The sequence below is a fragment of the Pseudomonas sp. HMWF032 genome (assembly GCF_003060885.1).
Lineage (GTDB): Bacteria > Pseudomonadota > Gammaproteobacteria > Pseudomonadales > Pseudomonadaceae > Aquipseudomonas.
Map to the genome: position 1 here is coordinate 171428 of NZ_QAIG01000007.1, position 13627 is coordinate 185054.

13 protein-coding genes are annotated in these 13627 nt (G+C 60.8%); 8 read left to right on the forward strand and 5 right to left on the reverse strand.

Annotated features, from left to right (window positions below):
- The first annotated feature begins 100 nt into the window (after positions 1 to 100).
- Positions 101 to 1447 (forward strand): class II 3-deoxy-7-phosphoheptulonate synthase, encoded by a 1347-nt coding sequence (locus DBR00_RS11885; protein ID WP_108486540.1) that lies wholly within the window; start codon positions 101 to 103, stop codon positions 1445 to 1447.
- Between the two features lie 53 nt (positions 1448 to 1500).
- Here DBR00_RS11885 and DBR00_RS11890 read toward each other — a convergent pair whose 3' ends face one another.
- Positions 1501 to 2415: a response regulator gene (locus DBR00_RS11890; RefSeq protein WP_108486541.1), complete on the reverse strand. Its 915-nt coding sequence runs from the start codon at positions 2413 to 2415 to the stop codon at positions 1501 to 1503.
- 1 nt (position 2416) lies between these two features.
- Entirely contained in the window at positions 2417 to 3721 is a 1305-nt protein-coding gene (locus tag DBR00_RS11895; RefSeq protein WP_108486542.1) for an ATP-binding protein, read from the reverse strand.
- Between the two features lie 182 nt (positions 3722 to 3903).
- On the opposite strand from DBR00_RS11895, the gene DBR00_RS11900 reads away from it, so the two are divergent.
- Positions 3904 to 4071, forward strand: coding sequence for a DUF2897 family protein (locus tag DBR00_RS11900; protein WP_108486543.1), 168 nt, complete (start codon positions 3904 to 3906; stop codon positions 4069 to 4071).
- A 22-nt stretch (positions 4072 to 4093) separates the two neighbouring features.
- Positions 4094 to 4852 (forward strand): CPBP family intramembrane glutamic endopeptidase, encoded by a 759-nt coding sequence (locus DBR00_RS11905; RefSeq protein WP_108486544.1) that lies wholly within the window; start codon positions 4094 to 4096, stop codon positions 4850 to 4852.
- On the opposite strand, the gene DBR00_RS11910 is transcribed toward DBR00_RS11905, so the two are convergent.
- The 3 genes from DBR00_RS11910 to DBR00_RS11920 all read right to left on the reverse strand — a co-directional run bounded on the left by DBR00_RS11910 (position 4803) and on the right by DBR00_RS11920 (position 7253).
- The gene (locus DBR00_RS11910; RefSeq protein ID WP_371920655.1) at positions 4803 to 5579 is read right to left on the reverse strand and encodes a substrate-binding periplasmic protein; all 777 of its coding nucleotides are present in this window, start codon (positions 5577 to 5579) and stop codon (positions 4803 to 4805) included. The two genes, DBR00_RS11905 and DBR00_RS11910, sit on opposite strands and share 50 nt — an antisense overlap.
- Positions 5580 to 5693: 114 nt before the next feature.
- Positions 5694 to 6476, reverse strand: coding sequence for an ABC transporter substrate-binding protein (locus tag DBR00_RS11915; RefSeq protein WP_108486546.1), 783 nt, complete (start codon positions 6474 to 6476; stop codon positions 5694 to 5696).
- 153 nt (positions 6477 to 6629) lie between these two features.
- On the reverse strand, positions 6630 to 7253 hold the full coding sequence (locus DBR00_RS11920; protein WP_218276619.1) for a TetR/AcrR family transcriptional regulator: 624 nt from the start codon (positions 7251 to 7253) through the stop codon (positions 6630 to 6632).
- 216 nt (positions 7254 to 7469) lie between these two features.
- On the opposite strand from DBR00_RS11920, the gene DBR00_RS11925 reads away from it, so the two are divergent.
- The 5 genes from DBR00_RS11925 to DBR00_RS21060 all read left to right on the forward strand — a co-directional run.
- Positions 7470 to 9269, forward strand: coding sequence for an acyclic terpene utilization AtuA family protein (locus DBR00_RS11925; protein ID WP_108486547.1), 1800 nt, complete (start codon positions 7470 to 7472; stop codon positions 9267 to 9269).
- A 2-nt stretch (positions 9270 to 9271) separates the two neighbouring features.
- Positions 9272 to 10141, forward strand: coding sequence for an SDR family oxidoreductase (locus DBR00_RS11930; protein WP_108486548.1), 870 nt, complete (start codon positions 9272 to 9274; stop codon positions 10139 to 10141).
- A gap of 4 nt (positions 10142 to 10145) precedes the next feature.
- On the forward strand, positions 10146 to 11762 hold the full coding sequence (gene atuC, locus DBR00_RS11935; RefSeq protein ID WP_108486549.1) for a geranyl-CoA carboxylase subunit beta: 1617 nt from the start codon (positions 10146 to 10148) through the stop codon (positions 11760 to 11762).
- Between the two features lie 18 nt (positions 11763 to 11780).
- Positions 11781 to 12938, forward strand: a complete 1158-nt coding sequence (atuD, locus tag DBR00_RS11940; RefSeq protein WP_108486550.1) for a citronellyl-CoA dehydrogenase — start codon at positions 11781 to 11783, stop codon at positions 12936 to 12938.
- Positions 12939 to 13279: 341 nt separating this feature from the next.
- Positions 13280 to 13627: enoyl-CoA hydratase/isomerase family protein (locus DBR00_RS21060; RefSeq protein WP_256582996.1), on the forward strand; the 348-nt coding region annotated here is incomplete at its 3' end.

Sequence of the window (13627 nt, forward strand, 5' to 3'; positions counted from 1 at the left end):
CGCCACCATACAGCGGCTCTATCATGCCTATCGGCTTGAAGCGTCTGGCTTATCGGTTACCATGCCCGTCCGCCTGATTTGACTTAAGCCGAGAGCCGTAATGTCGCAACCCTGGAGCCCTGATAGCTGGAGAGCCAAGCCGATCCAGCAACAACCGCAGTACCCGAACGCCGCGCACCTGGCGCAGGTCGAGCAGACCCTGGCTGGTTATCCCCCGCTGGTGTTTGCCGGCGAAGCCCGCGAACTGCGCCGCCAGTTTGCCGAGGTCACTCAGGGCCGCGCGTTTCTGCTGCAGGGTGGCGATTGCGCCGAGAGTTTTGCCGAGTTCAGCGCGGCGAAAATCCGCGACACCTTCAAGGTGCTGCTGCAGATGGCCATCGTCATGACCTTCGCTGCCGGCTCCCCGGTGGTCAAGGTTGGACGCATGGCCGGTCAGTTCGCCAAGCCGCGCTCGGCCAACGATGAAACCATCGACGGCGTGACCCTGCCCGCCTACCGTGGCGACATCGTCAACGGCATCGGCTTTGACGCCGCCAGCCGCGTGCCAGACCCGGAGCGCCTGCTGCAGGCCTACCACCAGTCCACCGCCTCGCTGAACCTGCTGCGCGCCTTTGCCCAGGGCGGTTTTGCCGACCTGCATCAGGTGCACAAATGGAACCTGGAGTTCATCGAGCACTCTGCCCTGGGCGAGAAGTACAACCAACTGGCCGACCGCATCGACGAAACCCTGATGTTTATGCGCGCCTGCGGCATGGACGGCGCAGCTCAGGTGCGCGAAACCAGCTTCTTCACCGCCCATGAGGCGTTGCTGCTGAACTACGAACAAGCCTTCGTCCGTCGTGACAGCCTGACTGGCGGCGACTACGCCTGTTCCGCCCACATGCTGTGGATCGGCGACCGCACCCGTCAGTTGGATGGCGCGCACGTTGAGTTCCTGCGCGGCGTGGGCAACCCGATTGGGGTGAAAGTCGGCCCGAGCATGAACAGCGAAGAGCTGATCCGCCTGATCGACATCCTCAACCCGGACAACGATCCTGGCCGCCTCAACCTGATCGTGCGCATGGGTGCGGACAAAGTCGAAGCCGGCCTGCCGCGCCTGATCCAGACCGTGCAGCGTGAAGGTCGCCAGGTGCTGTGGAGCTCAGACCCGATGCACGGCAACACCATCAAGGCCTCAAGCGGTTACAAGACCCGCGACTTTGCGCAGATCCTCGCTGAAGTGAAGCAGTTCTTTGCCGTGCACCAGGCCGAGGGCAGCTATGCCGGGGGGATTCACATCGAGATGACCGGGCAGAACGTCACCGAATGCATCGGCGGCGCGCGACCGATCACCGAAGACGGCCTGTCGGACCGCTACCACACCCACTGCGACCCACGGATGAACGCCGACCAGTCGCTGGAGCTGGCCTTCCTGATCGCCGAAACCCTCAAGCAGGTGCGCCGCTAAGGCGGCTGCCAACCCCGCTGCTAGGCCGCACAAGGCGCAGCAGCGGGAGTCATTCAGGCAATCAGGCGCTCTCGCAAACGTCCGAGCATGCCCAGCAGACTGCCGACTTTCTCACGCTCGCGATCATCAACAGGTTGCTGCGCCAGTCGCGTGACCACTTGTGCCGGCTGCGCACGCCAGATCTGCGCCTGTTCAGCCGCGGCCAACAAGCCTTTGTCAAACAGGCCACGACGAATCGGCTTGGGCAGGTAACGGAAAATCTGCGCCTCGTTGATCAGCTTGAGCAGCGCCTGGGTATCACAGAACGGCGTCACCACCAGGCTAAGCAAGCGTGGCTGCAACTGCGCCAACGATTTCAGCAAGGGCGTGGTGCTCTCACCCGCCAGCTGCAAGTCGCTGATCAGCATGTCCACGGGCTGACTGTTGAGTAACGTCAGTGCATCGTTCAACGATGCTACCCGCAGCAGCCGATGGCCACCACTGACACAGAACTCAGCCACGACCTCAAGGGTTTGTGTGTCGTTATCCAGCAGCATCACGTTCAACGCCACCGCCTGACGCACAGCGGCAGCGCTGTCAGTTGCATGAATCTGGCGCGCGGCAATCTGCGCCGCCTGGCGCAGGGTGAAGGCCATCTCCTGCTGGTCCCAGGGCTTGGTCAGGTAACGGAAGATGCCGCCACTGTTGAGCGCCTCCACGGCGGCATCCAGGTCCGAATAGCCGGTCAACAGAATGCGCAGGGTATCGGGGGCAATCTGCCGCGCCTGGGCCAGCAGTTCGGCACCGCTCATCTGCGGCATGCGCTGGTCACTGACGATAATCTGCACACGCTCGCTTTTCAGCCGTTCCAGGGCGCGGCGCGGGTCGCTCTCGGTCAGTACCTCATACTCGCGGCGAAACTGCAGGGCCAAGCTGCGCAGAATGCGCTCTTCATCATCAACAAACAGAATACGAACCGGCTCATTCATATCAGGCACTCCGTTGTAGTGGCAGCGCCTGCGGGCGCGGCAGGCGGATCAGAAAGCGCGTACCACGCCCAAGCTCGGACGCTGCGCGGATCTGCCCGCCGTGGTCCTGGATGATCTTGTAGCTGATCGATAGCCCCAGCCCGGTGCCCTGCCCCACCGGTTTGGTGGTAAAGAACGGATCGAAGATGCGCGCCAGCACCTCAGGCGGCATGCCACGCCCGGAGTCCTGCACGGAAATGCACACGGCACTGTCATCGGCCCAGGTTTTCACCAGGATCTGACCGAAGCCATCGATGGCCTGGGCGGCGTTGTTGAGCAGGTTGAGCAGCACCTGGTTGATCTGCGACGGCGCACAGGGAATAGGTGGCAGCTCGCCCAGTTGCAGGATGGCTTCGGCTTTGTCCTTGATCCCGTTACGGGCAATCACCAGGGCGCTGCGGATGCACTCATTGAGGTCGACCTCCTCGCTCATGGCGCGATCCAGGCGGGCGAAATCCTTCAGCCCGACCACCAGCTCGGCAATCTGCTCCAGGCCATAGAGGGTGTCGCTGAACAGCTGGGTAAAGTCCTCCACCAGCAGCTCCGGTGCAGCCTTGGCGCGGGCCTCGGCGGCGGCATCCAGAGCCATGGCCAGGCGCGCCTCATCGCAGGTCGGATCGTTCAGACAGTCGCCCAGCGCAGCCTGCACCTCGGCCAGTTCAAACAGCGGCGCACTCAGTTCGCGCAGCAGTTGCACGTTGTTTTTCACATAACCCAGCGGGGTGTTCAGCTCGTGGGCGACACCCGCGACCATCTGCCCCAGGGACGCCATCTTTTCTGACTGCACCAGTTGGGTCTGTGACTCCTTGAGTTCCACCAGGGCCTTGCGCAGCACCAGATTGCGCTGGGCGATGCGCGCCTCCATGGCCTTGAGCAGATCGAGCACAGTGCCCAGGCCGCGATACAGGCCCTGGGCGTCAACCAGAATAAAATCCTCGGTAATCGGGTATTGCAGCTGCCCGGTGATCTGCTTGGCGGCGTCCTCCAGGCTGGTGTCCAGGCTGACCACCAGCGGTGCCGCATTCATCACCTCTTGCACCGCGTGACGGCCGCGCAAATCGCGGCCAAAGCGCTGCATGAAGATATCCTGCAAGGTGGTGCGGCTGACCAGGCCCAGCGGCCGGCCGGCGCTATCGACAATCGGCAGCGAGAGAAAAGCCTTGAGCTCCGGCGTCAGCAGACGATCCGCCACATCGGCGATACTCATGTCCGCAGCCAACGGTGTAACCGGCTTAAGCAAGCGCGTAAGTGCGCTGGCAGTGGTCATGGGCAGACTCCCTGTGCGTTGGAAAGCCGCCATTCAACCAGCGCCAAGTTGCCGCCGTGTGACAGTCATCACAGTTGCCCCGCAAGCCAGAGCGTTGCGTGCCGCCCATCGGAACGCTATTGCCGTTTAATTACCGACCGCCGCGCGCTATGGTGGCCGCTCAACTCTGCAAGGATGGTGTTATGACCTGGTCTATCTGGCTGCTGATGCTTCTGGCGCTGGGATCCATCGTGGGTGGCCTGATGGTTCTACTACGCACGGCCAAACCACTGCCGCTGAGCGAGGAGCAGCTGGCGAAAATCCGCCAACGCCAGCTTGAGCAAGACGCCAAGGACGCACGCGAGCCTTAACCGCAACGAACAAGGACGTACCATGCCATTGCATCTGCGCTTGATGCTGCCAGCCCTGTGCCTGGCTACTGGGTTTGCCCTGGGTTATATCCAGCTGCCGGGGCTGGCCGCCGGCACTATTCTCTGCGCTTTACTGCTGTTTGCCGACAGATACCTGCCCACTGCGCTGTGGGCGGGGCTAAGCCTGCTGGCCTGCATCGGCTTTGCTGCGCACCTGGTTCCGGGATTTAGCGCTATACCGCTGTGGCCGCCGCGCCAACTGAGTGCCGATGCCGCGCCCTATGCTTTGCGTTTGTCCTGGGACAAGCTGCTGGTCGGCGTCACGTTACTGGCCTGGTGGCTGGGGCAGAAGACGCCGAGCAAGCCACTGTCAAACAGCGTGTGGCTCACCGCCGCACTGACGCTGCTCGTCGTCCCGCTGCTGGCGTTGGCGCTGGGTTTGGTCGGCTGGCAGCCGAAATGGCCAGACGAGCTTTGGTTATGGTTGGCGGTCAACCTGGGAGTGGCCGTGCTGGCCGAAGAGTTGTTGTTTCGCGGTTTGCTGCAAAGCCGACTGGTCAGTTGGCTCGGTGCCGGTGCGGGCATTGGTCTGACGACGCTGCTGTTCGCTGCCGTGCATCTGCCCTTCAGCCCGTTATTTGCCGTGGTCGCCGGGATTGCTGGCTTGGGCTATGGGCTGATCTTTCACTTCAGTGGCCGAATCAGCCTGGCCATCGCCCTGCATGGCGCCGTCAATCTGCTGCACCTGCTGGTTTTAAGCTACCCGCTGCGCGTGGCATGACAGCGATCTGATAGCGGCCAAAAATACGCTGCAACTGCCCCGTATCCCGCAAACGCTCAAACATGATGTTGAACTGCGTGGCTGAAATGGGGGCATTCGGGCGAATCAATACGTGATGGCGATAACGCTGGTCGGCGCGCTCAGAAACCAGCAATTGCCCGACATATTGGCGATTACGCTGCAGAAAATCGCCGATATACGAACGCGTCACCAAGGTAATTTCCGCCCGCTGATGCAACACCATCAGCAGGTTGCTTTCATGTGAATGAGTCAAGGTGGCGTTGAACGCTTTGCTGAGATAGTCCGGCTCAGCGTTGAAACCGGCAAAGGCATAGTGATAACCGTGATAGAGGGCCAGCCGTTTGCCCTGCAGACTGTCAAAGTAATGCTGGTCACGGCCAGGTTCGACGCGAGCGATAAACACTTCAGAATCTTCCAGCAACATGTCATATGCCACATGCGGAATCTGCTGCCAACCCCAGGCAGGGTTCTCAAAAATGGCCAGATCAATACGTTGCTGGGCAAAGTCACGAAAACGACGCTTGACCGAAGTGGGCACCATGACGAAACGGAACTGCGTTTGTGTCTGGTTAAGTGCAGTCAGCAACTCACTGAGCAAGCCAGGCACATCAGATTGCTCGGTTTTGTAGACATATGGCGGGAAAAACACTGCTGCAACACGCACTTCCTGCACAGCCATCGCCAATTGACTGGCCAGCATTAGCATCAACCCCATGCTGACCCGCCTTGCTGCTTGCCTCAAATATGCCATGGGGTAAAAACTTCCAGAATTCCTAAGCTTGCAGCCTAACCCAGGCAAACCTGACCTAACAGAGCAGTTTCAGTCATTAACAGACACTTCGCTAGCCTGCACATGATGCCTACGCAGCACATCCCCCAGCCGTTGATTACGCCTGAGTTGCTCCAACAGCACAGCAAAATTCTGGGGGGATATTGCCGAGTGAAGAGCAAACAAGGCCTGGTGGCGATAGATCTGATCAACGCGCTGAGACACCAGCAAGGCTTGGCCTTGCTCTACATTGCGTTGTTGAAAACTACGCAGGTAAGAGCGGGTGACCACCGCTATATCGGCACGCCCACGCAGCAGCATGGCCAGATTACTGTCATGGGAATAGGTCAGCACCGCATTGAACTGATCGGTTAGAAACTGTCTATCCGCACTGAAACCAGCAAAGCCATAGTGATAGCCACTGTACAGGGCCATGCGTTTACCCTTGAAGTCATCAAAGTAATGCTCGTCACGACCTGATTGTCGACGCGCGACATACACCTCGGCATCTTCAATTTTCAAATCCAGCGATCGATGGGCACCGCCCTGCCACCCCCACTCCGGTGACTCGAACAACATCAGATCAAATCGACCACTGTGCAGGTCCTGATAACGGCGCATGCTGGAAGTGGCAACCAGCCTGAACCGGTAAGCGTCCTGTGCCTCGTTAAACGCCAGCAACAGATCTGGCAGAACGCCGGTCGGCTGTGCGCTTTCAGGCTTAACGACATAAGGCGGAAAGTGATAGGCACCCACTCGCACATCCTGCCGGCCATAAACCAAGCCAGTGGCGAGCAACAGCGTCAGGAGCAGAGCCTTTGCACTAAGGGACAAGCGGCAGACCTCAATTGGAAGCCAATCAGCGCTGTTCGTCCTTGAGCCACAAACATTCAGCACTTTGACGTCAAAAATACCATCAAAGTGCCATCCTAGCTGATAAGCCTACGACGCGCGTCTAAAGCTGCCGCCGGGAGGCAAAAAAGGCTCTCAAACCTCTTTAATCACCAGTGACAAGGCCTCTTCGGCCAGCTGGTCAAGGGTCATCGGCCCTTCCGGGCGGAACCAGGTGGTGGTCCAGCTCAGCGCACCGGTCAGCAAGCGACGCAGAATAAACGGATCGGCCTTAAAGTAACCGGCCGCCTTCGCCTCGTTAAGCACCTGCAACCAGAGCTGCTCGTAGCTATCACGTAAATCGAGAATAAACGCTTGACCGGGCTCTGACAGCGAACGCCATTCATACACCAACACGGCCATGGCCTCACCGGTACCACCCATGATCGATTGCAGCTCGCAGCGAATCAGCGCCAGTACGCGGCCGCGCAAATCCGTCGCTTCGGCCAGCGAAGCCTGCATTAGCGCAGTGTTGTAGCGAATGGTCTCCTCCATCACCGAACGCAGGATTTCGTCCTTGCTCTTGAAGTGATGAAAGATGCTGCCGGACTGAATGCCTACGGCACTGGCCAGGTCACGTACCGTGGTGCGCTCGTAGCCCTTGCTGCGGAAAAGATGCGCTGCCGTTTGCAGCAACTTGCCGCGCGCGCTGTCTGGGTCGGTGATCTGCCCACTGGCCACCAGCTCCCGCATCACCGCCTGCGCTTGTTGATCATCCACGCTAAATGCTCTCCAACTTTTATTGCCTTGCGCTCAACGCCCTGCGCGTTGCTGCCCAAGTGCTTGTCGTTATTAGTGAAATTTATGCTGCGCCAGCCACCCAAGCAAGCGCTTGGCCACACTTTCGGTTAGAAAGATTCGCCGCGGGGCTTTTCAACCAAGCGCTTGCTTGGTAGCCTTCAGATCACCTTATTCATGTGTTGCGGACCTCTTCCAATGACTAAAACCGTACGCATCGGCTGCGCTTCCGCCTTCTGGGGCGATACCAGCACTGCCGCCGCCCAGCTGGTAAAGGGCACCGAACTGGATTACCTGGTATTCGACTACCTCGCCGAAGTGACCATGTCGATCATGGCGGGCGCGCGGATGAAGAAGCCGGATGAAGGCTACGCCCGCGATTTCGTTGAAGTGTTGACGCCGCTGCTGGGCGAGATCGCCGCGAAGAACATCCGCGTGATCAGCAACGCCGGCGGGGTTAACCCGAGCGCCTGCGCTGCGGCCCTCGCCGCTGCCTGTGAGCAAGCCGGGGTCAATCTGAAGATCGCCGTGCTGCACGGCGACAACCTGCAGCCCAAGCTCGGTGAGCTGGCCAAGGCTGGTACCGTGGAAATGTTTAGCGGCGCGCCGTTGCCGCCCTTCTGCGTGTCGGTCAACGCCTACCTCGGTGCACCGGGCATCGTTGAAGCACTCAAGCTGGGGGCGGATATCGTCATCACCGGCCGCGTGGTGGACAGCGCTGTGGTCAGCGCCGCACTGGTGCATGAATTCGGCTGGGGTTGGAGCGACTATGACCATCTGGCTCAGGCCGCCTTGGCCGGGCATATCATCGAATGCGGTGCACAGTGCACCGGCGGCAACTTCACCGACTGGGACAGCGTGCCGGACTATGAACACATCGGCTTCCCGGTGGTGGAAGTGGCCGCCGATGGTGGCTTTGTGGTGACCAAGCCGAAAGGCTCTGGCGGCCTGGTAACGCCTTTTACCGTAGGCGAGCAGATGCTCTATGAAATCGGCGATCCACGGGCCTATTACCTGCCCGATGTGCTCTGCGATTTCACCCAGGTGCAACTCAGCCAGGTCGGCGACAACCGTGTGGAGCTGAAAGGCGCGCGCGGCCTGCCGCCAACTGATCAATACAAGGTCAGCGCCACCTACCCGGACGGTTTCCGCTGCACCGCCAGCTGCCTGATGGCCGGCCTTGATGCCGTGAAGAAAGCCCAGCGCGTCAGCCAGGCGATCATCCGCAAGACCGAGGAAATGTTCGCCGAGCGCGGCTGGGGGCCTTACAAGGAAGTCAGCATCGAACTGCTCGGTTCCGAAGCCACCTACGGCCCGCGTGGCCTGCGCACCGACACCCGCGAGATCGTGATCAAGATCGCCGTGCGCCATGCGAAGAAAGAAGCCCTGGTGTTGTTCTCCCGTGAGATCGCCCAGGCCGCCACCGGCATGGCACCGGGGCTGACCGGCATCGTCGGTGGTCGCCCTACGGTTTACCCGGTAATCCGCCTGTTCAGCTTTCTCGCAGACAAAGGCGCCTGCGCCATGGAAGTGGAACTGAACGGCGAACGCACACCGGTCGCACTGCCGCAGATCACGGTGCTGGACAGCGCGCAGATTGCTGCCGATATCGCCGCCCCGCTGCCGAGCGGTCAGGCTGATGTCAGCGTGCCGCTGATCAAGCTGGCCGTAGCGCGCTCTGGCGACAAGGGCAATCACAGCAATATCGGTGTAATGGCCAGAAAGCCCGAGTACTTGGCGTGGATCGCCGCTGCGCTGAGCGAGGGTGCCGTGGCCGAATGGATGCAGCACACGCTGGATGAGCAAACCGGCAAGGTCAGCCGCTGGTATCTGCCCGGCAGCCACAGCCTGAATTTTTTACTGGAGAACGCTCTGGGCGGCGGCGGCGTCGCCTCGTTGCGCATCGACCCGCAAGGCAAGGCCTTTGCCCAGCAGCTGCTGGAATTCCCGATACCGGTGCCCAAGGCGCTGGCCGTTAGCCTCGAACAAGGACAATAACAATGAGCTACGACTCAGTGTTTAAACCCGGCCTGTTCAGCGGCCAGACCATCATGGTCACCGGCGGCGGCAGCGGCATCGGCCGTTGCACCGCCCATGAACTGGCACGCCTGGGTGCCCACGTGGTGCTGGTCGGACGCAAGCTGGAAAAGCTTGAAGCCACCTGCGGCGAGATTATTGAGGACGGCGGCCAAGCCAGTTTGCAGGTGTGCGATATCCGCGACGAAGACGCGGTCAAGGCCATGGTCAAAAGCGTGATCGCCGAGCGCGGGCAGATCCATCACCTGGTCAACAATGCCGGCGGCCAATTCCCCGCGCCGCTGATCGGTATCAACCAGAAAGGCTTCGAAACCGTGGTGCGCACCAACCTGGTCGGCGGCTTTCTCATCGCCAAGGAGGTTTTCCTGCAGAGCATGAGCAAACACGGCGGCTCAATCGTCAACATGCTCGCGGACATGTGGGGCGGCATGCCCGGCATGGGCCACTCGGGTGCCGCACGCGCCGGCATGGAGAACTTCACCAAGACCGCGGCCTACGAATGGGGCCACGCCGGCGTGCGGGTCAACGCCGTGGCACCGGGCTGGATCGCCTCCAGCGGCATGGACACCTACCCCGAATCGATGAAGAACATGATCCGCTCGCTCAAGGATCACGTACCGCTGCAGCGCATTGGCAGCGAATCGGAAGTGGCCGCGGCCATCGTTTTCCTGCTCACGCCAGGCGCCAATTTCATCAGCGGTAACACCATCCGCATCGACGGCGCCGCCAGCCAGGGCACCCGCGCCTGGACCTTGGGCAAGGCGAAAAACAGCGAGACCTATAACGGCTTCCACCGGGCGTATATGCCTGACGTGTTCAAGGGCGAGGAGTAACGCCATGCCGGTTATCCAATCTGAAATCGATGTGCACGGCGAGGACTTCGCCAAGAACCGCGACGCCATGCTGGCCGCCGTCGACAGCTTTCGCCAGATCGAACAGAACTGCCTGAAAAAGGCCTTTGAAGCCAAAGCGAAATTCGAAAAGCGCGGCCAATTGCTGCCGCGTGAACGCCTGAATCTGCTGCTCGACCCCGGCGCGCCGTTTCTCGAACTCTCGTCGCTGGCCGGCTACAAGCTGCACGATGACAAGGACGGCACCCAGGCTGGCGGCGGGATCATTTCCGGTATTGGCTATATCGCCGGGGTGCGCTGCCTGGTCACTGCCAGCAACAGTGCGATCAAGGGTGGCACCATCTCCCCCACCGGACTGAAGAAAACCCTGCGTCTGCAGCAGATCGCCTTCGAGAACAAACTGCCGGTGGTGGCGCTGACCGAAAGCGGCGGCGCCAACCTCAACTACGCCGCCGATATCTTTGTCGAAGGCGCACGCGGCTTTGCCAACCAGGCGCGCATGTCGGCCATGGGTTTGCCGCAAATCACCGTGGTGCACGGTTCCAGCACCGCAGGCGGAGCGTATCAGCCGGGGCTGTCGGACTATGTGGTGGTGGTGCGTGGCAAGGCCAAGATGTTCCTCGCCGGCCCGCCCCTGCTGAAAGCCGCCACCGGCGAAATCGCCACCGATGAGCAACTGGGTGGTGCCGAGATGCACGCCCAGGTCGCCGGCACCGCCGAATACCTGGCCGAAAATGACGCCGACGGCGTGCGCATCGCCCGCGACATTCTCGCTATGTTGCCGTGGAATGCCCAACTGCCGGCGCGTCCAGCCAAGGCCTACAGCGAGCCGCTGTATCCGGTCGAAGAACTGCTCGGCCTGGTACCGGCAGACGCCAAGAAACCCTACGACGTGCGCGAAATCATCGCCCGCATCGCGGATGGTTCGGCGTTTCTCGACTTCAAGAACGAGTTCGACAACCAGACGGTCTGCGGCCACTTGCAGATCGAAGGCCAGCCCTGCGGCTTTATCGGCAACAACGGCCCGATCACCCCGCAAGGCGCGGCCAAGGCGGCACAATTTATCCAGCTGTGCGAGCAGAGCAATACGCCGATCCTGTTTTTCCACAACACCACCGGCTTTATGGTCGGCACCGAGTCGGAACAACTCGGCGTGATCAAGCACGGCTCGAAGATGATTCAGGCCGTGGCCAACGCCACCGTGCCGAAACTCACCATCGTCGTCGGCGGCTCCTACGGGGCCGGCAACTACGCCATGTGCGGCCGTGGCCTGGACCCGCGCTTTATCTTCGCCTGGCCCAACAGCAAAACTGCTGTCATGGGCGGCACCCAGGCCGGCAAGGTGCTGCGCATCGTCACCGAAGAAAAGCACCTGAAGGACGGCAAAGAAGCCGACCCGAAAATGCTCGACATGCTGGAAACCGTCACCGCACAGAAACTCGACAGCCAATCCACCGCGCTCTATGGCACCGCCAGCCTGTGGGACGACGGCCTGATCGACCCGCGCGATACGCGCAAGCTGCTCGGCTACCTGCTGGATATCTGTGCCGAAGCCGCTGTTCGTCCGCTTAAAACCACCACTTTCGGCGTAGCCCGCCTGTAACCCTTCGGAGAACAAGAAATGATCTTTACCCAAGAACACGAAGAGCTGCGCCGCACGGTCCGTAACTTTGTCGACAAGGAAATCAACCCGCATGTCGAACAATGGGAAAAGGACGGTCGTTTCCCGATCCACGATATCTTCAAGAAGGCCGGCGACCTCGGTCTGCTGGGCATCTCCAAGCCGGAGAAATTCGGCGGCATGGGTCTGGACTACAGCTACTCGATCGTCGCGGCCGAAGAATTCGGCACCATCATCTGCGGCGGTATCCCGATGTCCATCGGCGTGCAGACCGACATGTGTACCCCTGCCCTGGCGCGCTTCGGCTCCGATGAGCTGCGTGAAGAATTCTTAAAGCCGGCAATCACTGGCGAGATGGTCGGCTGTATCGGCGTATCCGAAGTCGGCGCCGGTTCGGATGTGGCCGGGCTGAAAACCACCGCCAAGAAAGACGGCAGCGACTATGTGATCAACGGCAGCAAGATGTGGATCACCAACTCGCCGTCCGCTGACTTTATCTGCCTGCTGGCCAATACCTCGGACGATAAGCCGCACGTCAACAAGTCGTTGATCATGGTGCCGATGAACACCCCTGGCATCACCCTCAGCCCGCACCTGGACAAACTCGGCATGCGCAGTTCGGAGACCGCCCAGGTGTTCTTCGACAACGTGCGCGTGCCGCAGCGCTACCGCATCGGCCACGAAGGCGCGGGCTTTATGATGCAGATGCTGCAGTTCCAGGAAGAGCGGCTGTTCGGCGCGGCCAATATGATCAAGGGCCTGGAGCACTGCATCAACGCCACCATCGACTACTGCAAAGAGCGCAAAACCTTCGGCAATGCGCTGATCGACAACCAGGTCATCCACTTCCGCATGGCCGAGTTGCAGACCGAAGTCGAGTGCCTGCGTGCCCTGGTCTACCAGGCCACCGAACAGTACGTGCGCGGCCGTGACGTCACCAACCTGGCCTCGATGGCCAAACTCAAGGCCGGCCGCCTGGGCCGTGAAGTCACCGACAGCTGCCTGCAGTACTGGGGCGGCATGGGCTACATGTGGGAAAACCCGGTGGCCCGCGCCTATCGCGACGTGCGCCTGGTGAGCATCGGCGGCGGTGCCGACGAAATCATGCTGGGCATTATCTGCAAGCTGATGGGCATTCTGCCGGGCAAGAAAAAATAGCCGGGAGCTATTTTTGACGTCGCACAGCGACGGCCCGAAGGGTGGCCGCCAGGGATGGCAGGCCATAAAAAATAGCCGGGAGCTATTTTTAACGTCGCGCAGCGACGGCCCGAAGGGTGGCCGCCAGGGATGGCAGGCCATAAAAAATAGCCGGGAGCTATTTTTGACGTCGCACAGCGACGGCCCGAAGGGTGGCCGCCAGGGATGGCAGGCCATAAAGAAGGGCTAAGAGCGGAAAAACCGTAGGGTGTACGTCGCTTTTTAGGTTCACCGTCATGGTGGATCAATACAGCGTGATCCACCCTACGGACACCCCTTGCGTATACATCAAGGAGCCTGCCATGGCCGACCTACCGAACTGTGAAACTCTGCTGCTGAGCCGCGACGCCGGCGTGCTGCACATCACCCTCAATCGTCCGGACAGCCGCAACGCCATGAGCCTGGCCATGGTCGGTGAACTGCGCGCGGTACTGGAAAGTGTGCGCCACGACGTCAGCGTGCGCGCCATTGTGCTACGCGGTGCCGGTGGGCATTTCTGCGCCGGTGGCGATATCAAGGATATGGCTGGCGCCCGAGCGGCGGGTGGCGACGCCTACCGCCGCCTCAACCGCGCCTTCGGCAGCTTGCTGGAAGAGGCGCAAAACACGCCACTGGTGCTAATCGCCGTGCTCGAAGGCGCGGTGCTGGGT